Raw genomic sequence first — 17,386 nt, 5'->3', positions numbered from 1 at the left:
CCGAGCGGCCGCAGGCGTTTCAGGCGGGTGCGCGAAGCCGAACCTAGGAACGAGAAACCGGGAGCGCGGAGTCGAGGGTTTCCCGCTGGATGTCCCGGCGACCGGGCCGGACCGAAGCGTCGACGCTTCCGTCGGTGGTGGCAGTGAGGGGTGGACGATGGCCGACAGCGACGAGCGATCACAACAGGACCACGTCGACGCCGAGGAGACCGGCTCCGGCGCAGAGCAGCGGCAACCCGTCGCGGCACGGGCAGGAGGGACGGCACAGCCCGACGTCCACCTCGACGTCCCGGTGGTGAAGGTCGAAGAGATCAGCCTGGAGGTGGAGAACCTCCGTGCGAGGGTGTCGCTGCAGGCCGAGGTGCTCGATCTGCTCAAGCTCAACGTCGGCGTCGACGCCGAGCTCGGCCGGGTGGCGCTGCAGATCAAGGGGGTCGAGGCCCAGGCTCTGCTCGACGTCCGCCTGGACAACGTCGCGGGCATCCTCGACCGGGTTCTGACGACGATCGACCGCAACCCCCAGATCCTCGAGCAACTGACGAAGGGCCTCGGCAGGGCCGTGGAGGAGGTCGGCGAGGGCGCAGGTTCGGCGGTGGAGGAGATCGGCGAGGGCGCCGGAGGTGCGGTCGAGCAGGTCGGCGAGGGTGCCGGGTCAGCGGTCAAAGAGGTGGGCGCGGGCGCGGGCGGCGCCGTGGAGCGCGTCGACGAAGGCGCCGGTGAAGCCGCCGAGAAGGTGGGCGCGGGCGCGGGTGATGCGGCCCGAGCGGTCGGCGAAGGTGCCGGAGGTGCCGTCGAGAACGTCGGTGAAGGTGCCGGCGAGACCGTCGAACAGCTGGGGCGCGGTGCGCACGAGCTCGTCGACGACAACGACGGCGGCGGCGACGACGGCGAAGACGAAGACGACAACGGCGAAGACGGCGATCGAAACGTCGACGACGGGGACGACGGGGAGAAGGAGCGTGGTCGGGAGTCCCGTAAGCGACGTGACGAGGAGGAGCCCGGGCGACGCACCCGAGGTGGTGGTCGGGACTCGTCGTCGCGGTCCCGTCGGCAGCGCGATCGATCGGCAGGAAGGACATCGCGCCGGTGACGGCCGAGGGCGAGGCCGACGTGTCGATCAGGAGCACCGTGCGGGCCGAGGAGATCACTTTTCTCGAGGTGCCCGAAACTCGTGTCGAGTTCAGCGGCGACACCGACGACCGGACGTCGGCCTCCGGCAGCAGGCGGGTCCGTCTGCCGGATCCGGTGCGTGCGGGTGTGACCTACCGCGACATCGGGATCGACCACTGGATCACGGCGAACCCGGATGTCGATACGTTGGGCTGACCGCTCGTCGGGCGACGCCGTGGTGGCGCAACATGCTCTCCGACAGGGGTCATTGCCCACGCCGACCTGGCCGACTGAACGCCGCGCCCCGGCCCGGGTGTGATCCACGGGCCGGGGCGCGGGTCCGGAGCCGACCGGTCACGCCGAACGCTCGAGAGTCCTCGCGGCGCTGGTCCCCGGGGCGAGCTCGAGCCGGCGCAGCAGCTGGGCGTTGAGGGCCACGACGACGGTCGAGACGGACATCAGGATCGCACCGACACTCATCGGCAGCAGGAATCCGACGGGCGCGAGCACGCCCGCGGCCAGCGGGACCGACACCAGGTTGTACCCGGCGGCCCACCACAGGTTCTGCTTCATCTTCCGGAAGGTCGCCCGGGACAGTTCGATGACCGACAGCACCGAACGCGGATCGGAACTCGCGAGGATCACGCCCGCCGAGCCGATCGCGACATCGGTACCCGCGCCGATGGCGATGCCCACGTCCGCTTGGGCGAGGGCGGGAGCGTCGTTGACGCCGTCCCCGACCATGGCGACCCGGTAGTTCTCGTCCTGGAGCTGTGCGACCTTGGCGGCCTTGTCCTCGGGCCGGACGCCGGCGAACACCCGGTCGATGCCGAGTTCCGCCGCGACCGTGTCCGCCACGGCCTGTGCGTCACCGGTGATCATCACGACCTCGGCGCCCGCGGCGTGCAGGGCGTCGACGGCCTCGCGCGATTCGGGCCTGATCTCGTCGGCGAGCCGCAGCGCACCGATGACCTCGCCGTCGGAGAGGACGTGGAGGATGATCGCGCCTTCACCGCGCCACCGGTCGGCGACGCCCATTTCCTCGGCTCCGCGCTGGTCGAGCAGGTGCGGGCCGCCGACCTCGATCACGGAGCCGCCCACGGTCGCCTTCACGCCGACCGCCGGCGACGACGAGAAGTCCGACGCCGCGGGAATGCTCAGTTCCCGTGCGCGGGCGGCGCCCACCACGGCCCGGGCCAGCGGGTGCTCACTGTCGGCCTCGGCAGCGGCTGCCAGGGCCAGCACGTCGCCGGCGTCACGGTCGCCGGCCGGTTCGACGGCGGTGACGGCGGGCTCGCCCTTGGTCAGGGTTCCGGTCTTGTCGAACAGCACCGCGTCGACGGTGCGCATCGACTCGAGTGCCAGCCGGTCCTTGACCAGCACCCCGCCGCGGGCGGCACGTTCGGTCGCGATGGAGACGACCAGCGGGATCGCCAGCCCCAGGGCGTGCGGGCAGGCGATGACCAGCACGGTGATCGTGCGGACCACGGCGTCGTCGGGCAGTCCGGTCAGTGACCAGACGGTCGCCGTGATCGCGGCCGCGCCGAGGGCGAACCAGAACAGCCAGGCGGCGGCCGTGTCGGCGATGCGCTGCGCACGGGACGAGGAGGCCTGCGCGTCGGCGACGAGCTTCCGGATGCCCGCCAACGCCGTGTCGTCGCCGGTCGCCGTGACCTCGACGCGTACCCCGGAATCGGTGGCGACGGTGCCGGCCACGACCTGGTCGCCGGTTCCGCGCCGTACGGGCTTGGACTCGCCGGTGACCATCGATTCGTCCATCGAGGCGGAGCCGTCGACGATTGTGCCGTCCGCCGGGACCGACGATCCGGGGCGAACGACGACGACGTCCCCTACGGCCAGTTCGGCGGGAGCGACCGTCACCACCTGGTCGCCCTCGACCTTCTCGGCCTCGTCGGGCAGCAGTGCCGCCAGCGAGTCGAGCGCCGAGGTGGTCTGGGCCAGCGAGCGCATCTCGAGCCAGTGCCCCAGCAGCATGATGACCACCAGGAGCGCGAGCTCCCACCAGAAGTTCAGTTCGTGGTCGAGGATTCGCAGGCTGGCGCCCCAGGAGGCGATGAAGGCGACCGTGATGGCCAGGGCGATGAGCAGCATCATCCCGGGGCTGCGGGTGCGGATCTCGGACAGGCCGCCCGTGAGGAACGGCCGCCCACCCCACAAGTAGACGACGGTGCCCAGCACCGGCGATACCCACCAGACCCATGCGGCGCCGGGCAGCTGGTAGCCGATGAGCTCGGCGAACATGTCGTTGAACCCGACCACGGGGACGGCCAGCGCGAGCATGATCCAGAACAGCCGCCGGAACTGCCCCACATGGTCTCCGTGACCGGCGTGGCCGCCGTGCCCTTCGTGGCCGCCGTGATCGCCGTGGCCGCCGTGATCGGCGTTGTCGCCATGGCCGGAGTGGCCGGCGTGATCGCCGTGGTTCTGGACGGCCGGGCTCTCGTCGTGCGCTTCGTCGTGGGACCGATGGCCTGTGTGCGGGCCGGCTTCGTGGTGGTGCCCGTGACCGGGCGCCTCGGGCGACCGGGTCGAAGGATCGTGGCTCATGGTCATCGCTTTCGTTCGGCGTCCTCGTCGAGAGTGCGGCGAGGGCGGAGGTTTCGCAGTGCTCGCGTCCGGACTGTCGTCGCGGGACGTGGCTGCCGGTGCTCAACGGATACGGTATACCCCTAGGGGGTAGTTGTCCAGCGGTCGTGCAGGCTCGTCGATCACCGCAGCGTGACCGTGGGAGAATCGCGGCCGTCACGCCCGAATCCGCCGGCGAGGCTCGGTACCTCGCAACCGCGTCGCGACGCCGGCAGACCGTTCGTCGAGGATCACGCCATGGCTCACCCTGCGTCGCGGCGGCGGAACCCGGTCATCGCCGCCGTCTCGGTCCTGATCGCCGGACTCGCACTCGCCGGTTGTTCCGGCTCGGAGCCGGATTCCGCACCGCCGGCCGACACCCGCAGCGCGGCCGGCGGTGGTCTGCTTGCCGAACACGAGCTGGCCGGCCTCGACACCCCCGAGGTCATCGAACGGCTGGACCGGATGCACGTCGACGACCGCCCGTCCGACCTGCTCGCATCCGTGCAGCCCGACGCACTCGTCCTCAGCGACGAGCGGCAACGCGAGGTCGAGCTGCCCATGCCCGACGACGAGGTCTACGTCTCGGTCGCGCCCTACCGGACGCAGACCCACGACTGCCACTTCCACAGCCTGACCACGTGCGAGGGCGAGCTCGGTAACGCGCCGGTCCGGGTCGTGCTCACCGGTCCCGGTGGCGACGTCCTCGTCGACGAGAACCGGGAGACCTTCGACAACGGCTTCGTCGGCCTGTGGGTGCCACGGGACATCGAGGCGAAGCTGACGATCGAGCACGAGGGCCGGACCGGGACCGCACGCATCGCGACGCGCAGCGGCGACGACCCGACCTGCATCACGGACCTGCGGCTGACCTGAGCATGTCCGGGCCGTCCGAGGTCCGGGGCCGGCCGTCGGGGCTGCGGGGCGTCAGCTCGTCGCGAGCTCGGCCCCCACGGGGACGGTGAGCGTGTCGCCGAGATAGCCGTCGACGTCGCCCGCCCCGAGTGCGTGCACCGCCCAGCTGCGCCGCTCGTGGTCGATGACGTGCAGCTCCCACACGCACGCGAACAGTTGCGGGTCGGCAGGCACGAAACCGTCCTCGCCGTCGCGGAGGAGGCGCTGGCAGAGGATGTCGCCGTCCCACCAGTGCACCAGCAGCCAGACGGCGTCCTCGCCGCGGTGGACGATCACGAACCCGCAGTCGCCTGCGGCCGCGGTGGCGGGCAGGACGGTGCTCGCGGTGTCGACGGCCGACTTCAGGAGCTCGTCGTCGGTCGGGTTCCCGTCGGCGCTGATGGTGTAGACCTTGAGCTGCCGGCCGTCGACCTCCCGCAGGCCGTGGAAGTCGGTGCGGCGGAGTGGCAGCGACGGCACGTGGAGTTCCTTTCGTGTGACAGCCGGACGGGGCGAGCCTATCGGCCGATGGGGCGGGGTCGTTCACGTCGCGGTGGGACCGCGCGGAGCTGCTCCCTCCGGCGGGCTCGCGGATCCTGGGTGAGTACCGGGACCGCTGCCGTCCACCGGGCCGGCAGCGGGGGAGCGGAGCCGTAGCAGTGCGGTGGCTGCAGCGGCCGCGGCGGCGAGGACGGCCGCGACGAGCAGCGCAGGTCCGTAGCCCCGGGTCAGCAACGGTGCCACCCCCAGCGGTCCGAGTACCTGTCCGAGGCTGTAGCCCGCGGTCAGCAGCGCCGTGGCCCGCGGAACGCCCAGGTGGGCACCGGTCGCGAGCGTCAGAGTGGTGACGCCCATGAACGTGCCGCCGAACAACACCGCCGACACCAGTGCCGCCGCGATGCCGCCGAACAGTGCCGGCAGTGCCATCCCCACCGCCTGGAGCAGCAGGGCAGCGATCAGCAGGCTCGGGCGCGAGAAGCGGTGCGCCGCCGCGGCCCAGAGCACACACGACGGTGCGGCCGCCAGTCCGACCAGTACCCAGGCTCCGTTGCCCAGCCACGCAGGGCCGGTGCGGGACAACGCCGCGACCAGGAACGTGCCCGCGATGATGTAACCGGCGCCTTCGAGGGAGTAGCCGACCAGCAGCGCCGCGAACCGCCTGCGGCCGCTCCCGCCCCCGGCGCGGGTATCCGGTGACACCGCGGGCGCCTGAGGCGCGGGCAGCCGCCACGCCACCGCGGCGAGCGCCGTGGTCAACGTCGCCGCGACCCACCACGCCAGTTGCCAGCCGCCGACCGCGTCGACGGCGAGCACGCACAGGCCGGACACCGCGATTCCCGCGCCGACGCCGCAGTACACCCATCCCGTCAGGTGCTGCGCGTGACTGCGCAGCCGCTGCAGTGTGGCGTTCGACGCGATCACGAAGATCAGTGCGCTGGCGACGCCGGCCACCGCGCGCATCGCCAGCCAGGCCACCGTGTCGGTCGTGACCGCCATTCCGGCCAGCGTTGCCGCCAGTAGCACCAGGCACGTCCGCAAAGCCGGTATCGACCGCGCGAGCCGCGGCAATACGATGGCCGCGACCGCACCGGCCAGGTACCCCACGTAGTTCGCGGTGGCCAGCGCGTTGCCGGTCTGCGCGCTCATGCCGGCCTGCGCCTGCATCAGCGGCAGGATCGGAGTGAACACGAACCGGCCGATGCCCATCGCCGCCGCCAGCGCGAACGCACCCTGCACCACCATCTGCCAGGCCGGGCGGCACTGCTCGCCGCTGCGTTCCGGGCGGGTGTTCACCGCTCCCACCGATCCGTACCTCCGGTGTCGACGTGCCGCCGCGAGCCTGCGACGCGGCCTGCCGGGCAGCCCAGCCAGGCGCGGTCTCCACGCTAGGTACTCCGGGGTGCCGGAGTGAAATGCTCGTTGCGGTGGGTCTATGTTCCCCAGGCATGGATGTAGAGCTGCGGCATCTGCGGGCGTTCGTCGCCGTCGTCCACCACCGCTCGTACACCCGCGCTGCCGCCGAACTGAGCGTCACCCAACCTGTCCTGTCCCGTACCGTTCAGCAGCTGGAGGCGATCCTGCAGGTGCGGCTACTGGAGCGCAGTACCCGCCATGTCCGTGTGACGAGCGTGGGGCAGCAGTTCCTCGGTCACGCCGAACGGATTCTCGGTGAGCTCGGGCAGGCCCTCTCGGCGGTCGGGGCCCAGCGGACCCTGCGGCTCGGATTCAGCTGGCTGCTTCCCGATCCGTGGGCCCAGAACACCGCCGCCGCGTTCGAGAACGCGACCGGTGCCACCGTCACCGTGATGCGGCGCGACGATCCGGTGGCTGCGCTGCACCGGGCCGACGTCGACGTGGCGTTCGTGCGCGGCGATCCCGACCTCGGCGGGGCGGCGGAGGTGCACCTGTTCGACGAGGACCGCGTCGCCGTCGTGTCCACCCGGTCCAGCCTGGCGGATCGGCAGCGGCTCGACTGGGAGGAGATCCCGACGTGGCCGCTGGTCGTCAACACCGTGTCCGGCACCACCGGGGACTGGTCGTGGCCGGACGGCGAGCGCTCCGTCGAGATCGTGACCTGCACCAACTACGACGAATGGCTCGAAACCGTCGCCGCGGACCGCGGCATCGGCGTCGTTCCGGTCGTGGCGGCACGCCGCAGCAACCACTCCGGTGTCCGCTTCATCCCGCTGACCGGAGCGCCGCCGGTGCCGGTCCGCCTGGCGTACGTGCCCGCCACGGCCGGTGCGCTGATCCGCCACTTCGTCGACGCCGCCACCGGCGCCGCGTAGTGGCCACCCTCTCGGGCTCCGGTCAGCGCGGGGCGCGGGCCAGGTAGACGGTGCTGCTCGCCTCGCGGCGCAGCAGAGGATTGTCGAAGGTCACGACCTCGGCGGTGACGCCGGTGAACTGCTCACCGAGCGTCGCGGTGAACTCGTCGTCGGGCCGGTCGTCGGACCAGAGTGCGAACACGCCGCCTGGCCGCAGCCGATCGCGCAGCGCAGCGAGTCCCTCGGGAAGGTAGAAACCGGTATGGCTCTCGTGCAGCACGTGCCGCGGTGAGTGGTCGATGTCGACGACGACGGCGTCGAACCGGCGGCCCGGTTCCTGCGGATCGAGCCCCTGTTCGGAGGCGACCATCGCGAAGAAGTCGCCGTGGACGAACCGGCACCGTGGATCGGCGGCCAACGTCCCGCCTGCCGGGAGCAGTGCGCGTTCGTGCCAGTCGATCACCGGCGCCAGTGCTTCGACGACCACCAGCGAGCGCACCCGATCGTCGTCCAGCACCGCGGCGGCCGTGCAGCCGAGGCCGAGCCCGCCCACGGCCACGTCGAGATCCGTTCCGTCCAACCGGGACACGGCGCGTCGGCCCAGTTCCGTCTCCGACACGGTGAACAGGCTGGACATGAGGAACTCGTCGTTGAGCTTGATCTCGTGCACCTCGCGGTCGAGCGCGGGGTCCCGGCGCACCCGTAGCGACAGTTCGCCCATCGGCGTCTGCTGCCAGTCGAGTTCCTGAAAACGCATGGTCACGTGCTCACCTTCGGTTGCGGGGCGTCGGGTGCCATTCGCGCGTTCCCGACACGACCATGCTCGTTCACCCCGGCGGCCGGCGACTGCCGGGGTGAACGGACCCGGCTCAGTGCCCGCCGGTCAGACTGCCCGCCAGCGTGGCGTGGCGTTTCTCGCTGTCGTCGTTCATGCCGGTGATCGTGACGGTGGTGCCGCGCGCCTCGTACTTCGTCGTGATCGCGTCGAGCGAGGCGACGGTCGAGGCGTCCCAGACGTGGGCGTCCGAGAGGTCGATGACGACGTTCGACGGATCGTTCGCGTAGTCGAACTGGAACACCAGGTCGTTGCTGGAGGCGAAGAACAGCTGCCCCGTCACGTGGTAGATCTTGGTCGTGCCCTCGGGGTCGAGCACGCTGTCCACCGACACCAGGTGCGCGACCCGGCGGGCGAACAGCACCATCGCCACGAGCACCCCGACGACCACGCCGATGGCGAGGTTGTGGGTCGCGACGGTCACGGCGACGGTCGCCACCATGACCGTGGTCTCGCTCTTCGGCATCCGCACGAGCGTCTTCGGGTGGATGCTGTGCCAGTCGAACGTGCCGACCGACACCATGATCATGACCCCGACCAGGGCCGCCATCGGGATGAGCCCGACGATCTGGCCGAGCGCGACCACGAGGATCAGCAGGAACACGCCCGCCAGGAACGTCGAGGCGCGGGTGCGCGCACCCGACTTCACGTTGATCATCGTCTGGCCGATCATGGCGCAGCCGCCCATGCCGCCGAAGAAGCCGGTGACGATGTTGGCGATGCCCTGGCCCCACGACTCACGGGTCTTGTCGGAGTGTGTGTCGGTGATGTCGTCGACGAGCTTGGCCGTCATCAGCGACTCCATGAGCCCGACGAGAGCCATGGCGAAGGCGTAGGGCGCGATGATGGTGAGCGTCTCGAGTGTGAACGGCACCGCGGGGACGCCGAGGATCGGCAGGCTGTTCGGCAGCTCACCCTGATCGCCGACGGTGGGTACCGCGATGCCGGCGGTCACGGTGAACACCGTGAGCACGACGATCGCCACCAGTGGCGCGGGGACGGCCTTCGTGAGCTTGGGCAGGCCGACCATGATCGCCAGGCCGACGGCGAGTAGCGGGTAGACCAGCCACGGCACGTCGATGAGATACGGCAGCTGCGCGGTGAAGATGAGGATCGCGAGCGCGTTGACGAAACCGACCATGACGCTGCGCGGCAGGAACCGCATGAGCCGCGCGACCCCGGCTCCGGCCAGCAGCACCTGCAGCAGCCCGCCCAGGACGACGGCCGCGAACAGGTACTCGACGCCGTACTCGCGTGCCAGCGGTGCGACCACGAGCGCGATCGCGCCGGTGGCGGCCGAGATCATCGCGGGCCTGCCGCCGGTGAACGCGATCGCGACCGCCATGGTGAACGAGGCGAACAGGCCGACGCGGGGGTCGACTCCCGCGATGATCGAGAAGGACACGGCTTCGGGGATCAGGGCCAGGGCGACGACCAGACCGGAGAGTGCCTCGGTGCGCAGAATGCGCGGCGACAGCCAGGCCGGGCGACCGAGTTTCGGGCGCAGGGCAGCAGGAAGTGACATCAGCTTCTTTCGGGAAAGGCGTGCGGAGGCCGAGAGGAAAGAGGGGAGCCGCGTCGACGGGGCTCGCACCGAACACGCAAGACTCTACCGTTACGTAAGGGAAGTGTCGGGCGGGATGTGACCCAGGCCGCTGTGATCTGGGTCGGTACCCGTTGCCGGCCGCCCGGTGGCGTGTCTCGTGGGTTCGTCCGTGGTGGGGGACGCCGCTCTCGCGGTGACGTGGTCGCCTGCGCCGGCAGGGTGGCGGGCGGTTACGGTCGGGATCTGGTCGAGGAAAGGGATGCGTCGTGGCCGAGCACATGCAGATCGGCGAGGTGGCCGAGCGTACGGGGCTATCGCTGCGCACCATCCGTTACTACGAAGAGGTCGGCCTCGTCGTGCCCAGCGCACGCAGTCAGGGCGGTTTCCGGCTGTATCAGGAACCTGACGTGGACCGCCTGTTGCTGATCATGCGGATGAAGCCGCTCGGTTTCCAGCTGGACGAGATGCGCGAGCTGCTCGCCGTCCTCGACGCCGATGCTGGGGAGCAGGTGCCGGACCCGGAGTCGCGGCTGCGCGAGTTCGCCGGGATCGCCGAACGGCGGTGCGCCGAGCTGCGGTCCCGGCTCCGCAATGCCGAGGAGTTCGCCGGAATGCTCCGCGCGCGGCTGGACGAACTGGCCCGCCCCGGTTCGTAGTCTGCCGCCGTACCGCCGTGACGGAGAGGGTGGAGCCGGCTGTCGGGGCTCGGGCCGCCGGGCTCGCCCGGCGGGATTCAGTTCACCGGTGAGCGGCGTTCGAGGAAGACCGTGTCGTGCCACCGGCCGTCGCGCCGGGCGATGCGTTCACGCACGCCCACGGTGCGGTAGCCGGCCGCGTGGTGCAGGGCGATGCTCGCACGGTTCTGCGTGAAGATCGACGTCTGCAGGGTCCACAGTCCGGCCTCGTCGGCCTCCATGACCTGCTTGTACAGCAACGCCTTGCCGATTCCGCGGCCGCGGTGGTCCTCGCCGATGTAGACGGACGTCTCCGCCACACCGGCGTAGCACTCCCGCGCCGACACCGCCGTCGCGGCGGTCCAGCCGACGACCTCGCCGTCGAGTTCGGCGACCCACCGGTGGTCCGGCAGCCACGTGGCGTCGAGGTGTGCCACGTCCGGAACGGTCGTTTCGAACGTCGCGATGCCGGAGGCGATGCCTTCGCCGTAGATCCGCTGCACCGCCGGCCAGTCCTCGTCGCGCAGCGCTCGGACGGTGACGTCGGCGGGCAGGTCCTCGGGGCAGCACGGCCTCGGCCCGAGCGCGCCCATCACGGCGTCCGCGGCATGGGGCAGTCCGCTGCAGCAGGCCTCGTTGACGGTGACGACCGTGCTCGTGCCTTCTTTGTGTGTCTCGACGAAACCGACGTCGGCGAGTTTGCGCACGTGGAACGAGCACGTCGACTGGCTCGTCCCGAGCAGCTCGGTGAGCGCCCCGACGGTGATGCCCTTCGGGCTCGTGGCGACCGCGTGCAGGAGGCGCACCCGTACCGGTTCCGCGAGGCACGAGAACCACTCCGCGTACGTGCTGGCGTCCGCGGTGGGCAGGACCTGGGCTTGGCGCAGCGCGATCGGCATGCCGCCAGTGTATCGACGTCTGTCGATGGTTGCTTTCATCGACCGTCGTCGATACTCTCGCCACCAGTTGATCGATGTATATCGATGAAAAGTGGAACGGCGAGATGGAAGCCCGAAACGAGGAAAGGCGTCGGTGATGATGGGTTCGGCGAAGGACGAGGCTCCGGTTGTCGTGGTGGGCGCGGGCCCGGTCGGGCTGGCGGCCGCCGCGGAGCTGCTGCACCGGGGAATTGAGCCGCTCGTTCTCGAGCGTGGACGGCAGGCGGGCGCGGCCGTGGCCGAGTGGGGTCATGTGCGACTGTTCTCCCGGTGGGCCGAGGTCGTCGCACCGTCGGCGCGGCGACTGCTCGAGGCGCGCGGATGGCGCCGCCCGGACGACGACGCGTACCCGACCGGTGCGCAGTGGGCCGCCGACTACCTGCGTCCGCTGGCTGCGGCGCTGGGCGGCCGCGTGCGGTTCGGCGCCGAGGTCGCCGGTGTCGCACGGCGGGGCCGGGATCGCCTGGTGGACGCAGGCCGCGACACCGAGCCGCTCACCGTCCACGTCCGGACCTCCAGCGGCGAGGAGCGGATCACCGCCCGGGCGCTGATCGACGCGTCCGGAACCTGGCACACGCCCAATCCGCTGGGGGGTGACGGCCTGCCCGCGGCCGGTGAACGCGACGCGGCCGAGCGGATCACCCACCACCTGCCGGACCTGAGCGGCGCGGAGCTGCGGGCCCGTTATGCGGGGCGGCACGTGGTCGTGGCGGGCAGCGGCCACTCGGCACTCACCGCGCTGATCATGTTCGACGAGCTCGCGGCCGAACGGCCGGACACCCGCATCACGTGGCTGCTGCGCCGCGGGCGGCTCGGCGACACGTTCGGCGGCGGCGCCGCCGACCAGCTGCCCGCGCGAGGTGCCCTGGGCGACCGCGCGCGGGCGGCCGTGGATGCGGGGCGCATCGCCGTCGAGACGGGCTTTCGCACCGACGTCGTCGAACGCGACGGCCGCGGCAGGCTGAAGCTGGCCACTGTGGACGGACGTAGCGTCGCCGACGCCGACGAGGTGGTCGCGCTCACCGGGTTCCGGCCCGACCTGTCGTGGCTGTCCGAGATGCGACTCGAGCTGGACCCCGCGCTGCAGGCTCCCGTACGACTGGCACCGCTGATCGATCCGAACGTCCACTCGTGCGGCACCGTCTACCCGCACGGCGCGGCCGAACTCGCCCACCCGGAACCGGACGTGTACCTGGCCGGGATGAAGAGCTACGGCCGGGCGCCGACGTTCCTCGCCATGACGGGCTACGAACAGGTCCGCAGCATCGCCGCCGAATTGGCGGGCGACACCGAATCCGCCCGCCGCGTCGAGCTCACCCTTCCCGAAACCGGCGTGTGCGGCGGTTCGGGCCTCTTCGACCAGCAGGCCGCCGACGGGCACGCGGGGCGGCAGGAGACCGCCGAGGACTCCGGTTGCTGCGGCGCGCCCGCCGGAACCGCGGCCGACACCGCGCTGCCGGCACCGTCGGGCCCCGCGCCGCGGTGAGCTCCGAGTCACCGAACCGACCCGGACCGCGGCGGCCTGCCGACAGCGACCGTCACCGGCAGGCCGCCGCTCCGGCATCCACGCAGGAAAGGAACGTGTCGTGAACGACGTCGATGCTCTGGTGATCGGCGGCGGGCAGTCCGGACTGGCCGCCGCTCGGGCGCTGCGCCGCGCCGGTCGGGTCCCAGTGATCCTCGAATCCGGGCCGGAACCGGTAGGGTCGTGGCCGTCCTATTACGACAGTCTCGTGCTGTTCTCCCCGGCCCGCTACAGCGCGCTGCCGGAGGTCGCCTTCCCCGGCGACCCGGACCACTATCCGCACCGAGACGAGGTCGTCGACTACCTGCGTGGTTACGCCAAGGGCCTCGACGTCGACATCCGGGTCGGACACAGAGCCGAACAGGTGCATCGGCAGGGAACGCGGTTCCACGTCGACCTCCACAACGGCGAGTCGATGACCGCGCCCCTCGTGGTCGCCGCCACGGGCGCGTTCGGCCGTCCCCACCGCCCCGAACTGCCGGGCTTGGATTCCTTCACCGGGAGCGTCCTGCACGCCTCCGATTACCGTGAACCCACCGCGTTCGACGGCACTCGGGTCGTTGTCGTGGGAGCGGCGAACTCCGCCGTGCAGATCGCCGTGGAACTCGCCGGCCACGCCAGGGTGAGTCTCGCGACCCGGCGCCCGGTGACGTTCGCACCGCAGCTCATCGCAGGACGGGACGTGCACTTCTGGTCCGTGGCCAGCGGGTTCGACCACTTGCCGATCGGTCACCTCGTGCGCAATCCGCCGCCGATGCCGGTCAACGACGACGGCCACTACCGGCGCGTCATCGACGAAGGAAACCCGGATCGGCGGCCGATGTTCACTGCCGTCGACGGCCGTCGGATCACCTGGGCGGACGGCACGCGGGAACGCGTCGACACGATCATTCTGGCGACCGGGTACCGCCCCGAGCTGTCCTACCTGGAGCCGCTCGGTGCGCTCGACGGCGACGGAACGCCGAGACAGCGACGCGGGGTGTCGACGACACATCCGGGGCTGGGGTACGTCGGGCTGGAATGGCAGCGCAGTTTCGCGTCGGCGACGCTACGCGGGGTCGGCCGCGACGCCCGCTACGTCACCCGCAGACTGCTTCGTGGGTGACCGTTCCGGGCTGCCCCGCATGTCCCCGCCGCAGGACACGGCTGCACGGGGGTACGGCTGCGGGTCACGCCACGCGCAGGCGTTCGGTGATGTCGGCGACGGCCGGCTTCGCGGTGCGGCTCGCGCCGATCAGGGTCGCCGACGCCGGGCCTGTCCAGTCGCCGTAGCCGAGCAGGTACAGCCGCGGTTCGTCGACCGACCGGGTGCCGATCGTCTTCGGCACCCCGCCCGGCAGCGGCAGCTCCAATGGTTCGAGGTGATCGAGCGCGGGGCGGAACCCGGTGCACCAGACGATCACGTCGCACGGCTGCTCGGTGCCGTCATCCCAGGCCACGCCGTCCCAGGCCACGCCGTCGCGGGTGAGCCGGTCGAACATCGGCCGGGCACGGCACACACCGCGGTCGCGAGCCTCGAGGACAGGCGGAACCATCGCGATGTCACCGAGCGCCGAGACACTCTCGGCGTCCGTGCCGGCTCGGCGGGCGGCATCCCGACGGGTCGCGACGTCGAACAGCACGCGGCCGTCCACGTCGTCGGGCATGAACCGCGGCTCCCTGCGCGTGACCCAGGTCGTTGTCGCGACCGTCGAGACCTCAGCCAGGATCTGCGCCGCCGAATTGCCGCCTCCCACGACCACGACGCGGCGGCCGCGGAACCGCTCCGGTGAGCGGTAGTCGACGGTGTGCAGCTGCTCACCCACGAACTCGACGGCACCCGGGTAGTGGGGCAGTATCGGCGAGTCCCAGGTTCCGGTCGCACTGATGACGAATGAGGCGTGCCAGATGCCGTGGTCGGTGTCGACGGCCAGCCGCGCGCCCGCGTCATGGACGCCGCGCACCCGCACGGGGCGCCGAACGGGCAGGTCGTAGCGCCGCTCGTAGTCCTGCAGGTATCCGGCGACGTGAGTTGCGGTGGGGAAGGGCTCGCCTTCCTGGCGGGGCATCCACCAGCCGGGCAACGGGTTGTGCTCGGCAGGGGAGAACAGCCGCAGCGAGTCCCAGCCGCGGCGCCACGCGCCGCCGGGCTCGTCCTGCGCGTCGAGGACGACGAACCGCAGCCCGGCCCTGCGCAAGAAATACCCTGCCGCGAGCCCGGCCTGACCGCCGCCGACCACGACCACGTCCACGGTCCCGGTCACGCCTCACCCTCCCCGGTCGCCGTCCCTGTTCGCCGCGCAGCCCGGTTGCCCCGTCGCTTGGACGATGGGCCGCTCCGCCGTCGTGCTGTCGGCCTCCCGACGGTGCGGGGCGTCAAGCCGTCGGCACGAGCTCGGCCAGCAGCGCCCGCACCCGCCGGTCGATGTCGTCGCGAATCGGCCGCACGTCGTCGACTCCTCTGCCCGCGGGGTCGTCCAGCTGCCAGTCCAGGTAGCGCTTACCGGGGAACACCGGGCAGGCATCGCCGCAGCCCATCGTGATCACCACGTCGGCCGCCTGCACCGCCTCGGTGGTCAACGGTTTGGGGAAATCCTTGCTCAGATCCAGCCCGAGCTCACCCATCACCTCGCTCACGGCCGGGTTGATCGACTCGGCGGGTGCCGATCCCGCGGAACGGACGGTCACCCGGCCCGCGGCGTGGTGGTCGAGCAGCGCGGCGGCCATCTGCGAACGGCCCGCGTTGTGCACGCAGACGAACAGCACCTCGGGGATGTCGGACACGGGGTTCTCCTTCCGGTTGCGGCGGATCACCGCGGAGTGGATCGGTGCGGGTCGGACTGCTGCCGGTCGGGGGACGGGAAGAAGCGGCGCCGGAGTGCCAGTGAGACGTACACGAGCGCCACCAGCACCGGCACCTCGATGAGCGGGCCGACGACCCCGGCGAGCGCCTGGCCGCTGGCGGCGCCGAAGGTCGCGATGGCCACCGCGATCGCCAACTCGAAGTTGTTGCCCGCCGCGGTGAAGGCGAGTGTCGTCGTGCGTTCGTAATTCAGGCCGACGGCCTTGCCGAGCGCGTAGGAACCCGCCCACATCACGGCGAAGTAGATCAGCAGGGGCAGCGCGATGCGGACCACGTCGAGCGGGTTGCCGGTGATCCGCTCGCCCTGCAATGCGAACAGCAGCACGATGGTGAACAGCAGGCCGTAGAGCGCCAGCGGTCCGATACGCGGCAGGAACCGCGACTCGTACCAGGCGCGGCCCTTCGCGCGTTCGCCGAACCGCCGCGTGAGATAGCCGGCGAGCAGCGGAATGCCGAGGAATATCAGCACGTTCACCACGATCTGCCACGCCGACACGTCGAGGTCCGACGTGGGCAGGCCCAGCCAGCCCGGCAGCAGTTCGAGATAGAACCAGCCGAGCGCGCCGAACGCGAAGACCTGGAACACCGAGTTCAGCGCCACCAGGACCGCCGCGGCCTCGCGATCGCCGCAGGCCAGGTCGTTCCAGATGATCACCATGGCGATGCAGCGCGCCAGCCCTACGATGATCAGGCCGGTGCGGTACTCGGGCAGGTCCGGCAGCAGCAGCCACGCCAGCGCGAACATGACGGCAGGTCCGAGGACCCAGTTGAGCACCAGCGACGGCCACAGCAGCCGGTGGTCGCGCGTGACGGTGTCGAGCCGGTCGTAGCGGACCTTCGCGAGCACCGGGTACATCATCACCAGCAGGCCGAGCGCGATCGGCACCGAGATGCCGCCGACGGAGATCGCCTCGAGTGTCGTGTCCAGCCCGGGGATCCATCTGCCTGCGAGCAGCCCCACCACCATCGCCGCCGCGATCCACAGTGGCAGGAACCTGTCCAGTGTGGACAGCTTGCCGACGACGCCGCGGTCGTCGGCCGTTGCTTCGGTGTCGACGGTCATGCGGTGACCTCCGTCTCGGCCGACGTGTCGGCGGGGTTTCCAGCGGGCCGGAGCACGGCCGACAGCCGGGCGAGGACGTCCGGGGCCGCGCGGTAGTACACCCAGGTCGCGCGCCGTTCGCTCGTCACGAGCCCGGCCTCGCGCAGAACCTTGAGATGGTGCGAGATCGTCGGCCCGGTGAGGTCGAACGTCCCGGTCAGATCGCACACGCACGCCTCGCCGCCCGCGTGCGAGGCAATGAGCGAGAGCAGTCGGAGGCGCACCGGGTCGGCGAGGGCCTTGAAAGCCTGTGCCAGTTCGGTGGCCTGGTCCTGTGACAACGGGTCGCCGGCCAGCGACGTCTCGCAGGGCTCGGACGTCGCCGTCGCGGACATCGTGGGCGTCACGGACATTGCCGGAGTCGGGGACTGCGGCGGCGTCTCGGGATGCGGTCGCGCCCCGGCGTTCCGGTCGGACACCGGCGGCTGTTTCGACATTCGTCTATCTTGATGTCCGTCGATACAGTCGTCAACCGGCCGTGAGCGGCGCCTCATCCGGGGTTCGTGTCGTTCCCACCCGTCGCCCGGCCGCCGCCCCTCAAGGGCGCGCTACCGCGCGACTGTTCC

Annotated in this window: 17 protein-coding genes; 7 read left to right on the top strand and 10 right to left on the bottom strand. The window is 71.1% G+C overall.

The annotated features are described in order from the left end of the window. Nucleotides 1-157 precede the first annotated feature (157 nt). Nucleotides 158-1,090, top strand: a complete 933-nt coding sequence (locus FB384_RS02675) for a hypothetical protein (protein ID WP_183778841.1) — start codon at nt 158-160, stop codon at nt 1,088-1,090. Beyond that, a complete protein-coding gene (locus FB384_RS02670; protein ID WP_183778839.1) occupies nt 1,087-1,326 on the top strand; it encodes a hypothetical protein in 240 nt (79 codons plus the stop codon). The genes FB384_RS02675 and FB384_RS02670 overlap by 4 nt, the downstream gene beginning before the upstream one ends. A 138-nt stretch (nt 1,327-1,464) precedes the next feature. Here FB384_RS02670 and FB384_RS02665 read toward each other — a convergent pair whose 3' ends face one another. Beyond that, on the bottom strand, nt 1,465-3,678 hold the full coding sequence (locus FB384_RS02665) for a heavy metal translocating P-type ATPase (protein WP_183778837.1): 2,214 nt from the start codon (nt 3,676-3,678) through the stop codon (nt 1,465-1,467). Nucleotides 3,679-3,954: 276 nt separating this feature from the next. Here FB384_RS02665 and FB384_RS02660 point away from each other — a divergent pair, with 276 nt between their 5' ends. After that, nucleotides 3,955-4,572, top strand: a complete 618-nt coding sequence (locus FB384_RS02660; RefSeq protein WP_183778833.1) for a CueP family metal-binding protein — start codon at nt 3,955-3,957, stop codon at nt 4,570-4,572. Between the two features lie 51 nt (nt 4,573-4,623). Here FB384_RS02660 and FB384_RS02655 read toward each other — a convergent pair whose 3' ends face one another. Continuing rightward, on the bottom strand, nt 4,624-5,070 hold the full coding sequence (locus FB384_RS02655; protein WP_183778831.1) for a hypothetical protein: 447 nt from the start codon (nt 5,068-5,070) through the stop codon (nt 4,624-4,626). 63 nt (nt 5,071-5,133) lie between these two features. Beyond that, the gene (locus FB384_RS02650) at nt 5,134-6,393 is read right to left on the bottom strand and encodes a YbfB/YjiJ family MFS transporter (protein ID WP_323985105.1); all 1,260 of its coding nucleotides are present in this window, start codon (nt 6,391-6,393) and stop codon (nt 5,134-5,136) included. A gap of 143 nt (nt 6,394-6,536) precedes the next feature. Between FB384_RS02650 and FB384_RS02645 the strand changes: the two genes are divergently transcribed. After that, complete coding sequence (locus tag FB384_RS02645; protein WP_183778829.1) at nt 6,537-7,379, top strand: LysR family transcriptional regulator; 843 nt, start codon at nt 6,537-6,539, stop codon at nt 7,377-7,379. Nucleotides 7,380-7,401: 22 nt separating this feature from the next. On the opposite strand, the gene FB384_RS02640 is transcribed toward FB384_RS02645, so the two are convergent. Together FB384_RS02640 and FB384_RS02635 are read right to left on the bottom strand one after the other, a co-directional pair. Beyond that, nucleotides 7,402-8,115 (bottom strand): polyamine aminopropyltransferase, encoded by a 714-nt coding sequence (locus FB384_RS02640; RefSeq protein ID WP_221212891.1) that lies wholly within the window; start codon nt 8,113-8,115, stop codon nt 7,402-7,404. A gap of 112 nt (nt 8,116-8,227) precedes the next feature. After that, nucleotides 8,228-9,718 (bottom strand): SulP family inorganic anion transporter, encoded by a 1,491-nt coding sequence (locus FB384_RS02635; RefSeq protein ID WP_183778825.1) that lies wholly within the window; start codon nt 9,716-9,718, stop codon nt 8,228-8,230. A 287-nt stretch (nt 9,719-10,005) separates the two neighbouring features. Between FB384_RS02635 and FB384_RS02630 the strand changes: the two genes are divergently transcribed. After that, on the top strand, nt 10,006-10,395 hold the full coding sequence (locus FB384_RS02630) for a MerR family transcriptional regulator (RefSeq protein ID WP_323985104.1): 390 nt from the start codon (nt 10,006-10,008) through the stop codon (nt 10,393-10,395). 77 nt (nt 10,396-10,472) lie between these two features. Here the strand turns inward: FB384_RS02630 and FB384_RS02625 are convergent, their stop codons facing one another. Next, the gene (locus FB384_RS02625; RefSeq protein WP_228725945.1) at nt 10,473-11,312 is read right to left on the bottom strand and encodes a helix-turn-helix domain-containing GNAT family N-acetyltransferase; all 840 of its coding nucleotides are present in this window, start codon (nt 11,310-11,312) and stop codon (nt 10,473-10,475) included. Between the two features lie 139 nt (nt 11,313-11,451). Here FB384_RS02625 and FB384_RS02620 point away from each other — a divergent pair, with 139 nt between their 5' ends. Both FB384_RS02620 and FB384_RS02615 read left to right on the top strand, forming a co-directional pair. Beyond that, nucleotides 11,452-12,837 (top strand): NAD(P)-binding domain-containing protein, encoded by a 1,386-nt coding sequence (locus FB384_RS02620; protein ID WP_183784846.1) that lies wholly within the window; start codon nt 11,452-11,454, stop codon nt 12,835-12,837. Nucleotides 12,838-12,937: 100 nt separating this feature from the next. Further along, nucleotides 12,938-13,981 (top strand): flavin-containing monooxygenase, encoded by a 1,044-nt coding sequence (locus tag FB384_RS02615; RefSeq protein ID WP_183778821.1) that lies wholly within the window; start codon nt 12,938-12,940, stop codon nt 13,979-13,981. 64 nt (nt 13,982-14,045) lie between these two features. Here FB384_RS02615 and FB384_RS02610 read toward each other — a convergent pair whose 3' ends face one another. From FB384_RS02610 to FB384_RS02595, 4 genes are all read right to left on the bottom strand, one after another. Further along, nucleotides 14,046-15,119: an ArsO family NAD(P)H-dependent flavin-containing monooxygenase gene (locus tag FB384_RS02610; RefSeq protein WP_183778819.1), complete on the bottom strand. Its 1,074-nt coding sequence runs from the start codon at nt 15,117-15,119 to the stop codon at nt 14,046-14,048. Between the two features lie 112 nt (nt 15,120-15,231). Continuing rightward, entirely contained in the window at nt 15,232-15,639 is a 408-nt protein-coding gene (locus FB384_RS02605; RefSeq protein WP_183778817.1) for an arsenate reductase ArsC, read from the bottom strand. Nucleotides 15,640-15,665: 26 nt separating this feature from the next. Further along, nucleotides 15,666-16,781, bottom strand: coding sequence for an ACR3 family arsenite efflux transporter (gene arsB / locus FB384_RS02600; RefSeq protein WP_183778815.1), 1,116 nt, complete (start codon nt 16,779-16,781; stop codon nt 15,666-15,668). Further along, the gene (locus FB384_RS02595) at nt 16,778-17,155 is read right to left on the bottom strand and encodes an ArsR/SmtB family transcription factor (RefSeq protein ID WP_183784844.1); all 378 of its coding nucleotides are present in this window, start codon (nt 17,153-17,155) and stop codon (nt 16,778-16,780) included. The genes arsB and FB384_RS02595 overlap by 4 nt, the downstream gene beginning before the upstream one ends. Nucleotides 17,156-17,386 lie beyond the last annotated feature (231 nt).

The organism is Prauserella sediminis, from assembly GCF_014195435.1.
GTDB classification, from domain to species: domain Bacteria; phylum Actinomycetota; class Actinomycetes; order Mycobacteriales; family Pseudonocardiaceae; genus Prauserella; species Prauserella salsuginis.
This window is presented reverse-complemented; position numbering and strand designations above follow the sequence as displayed.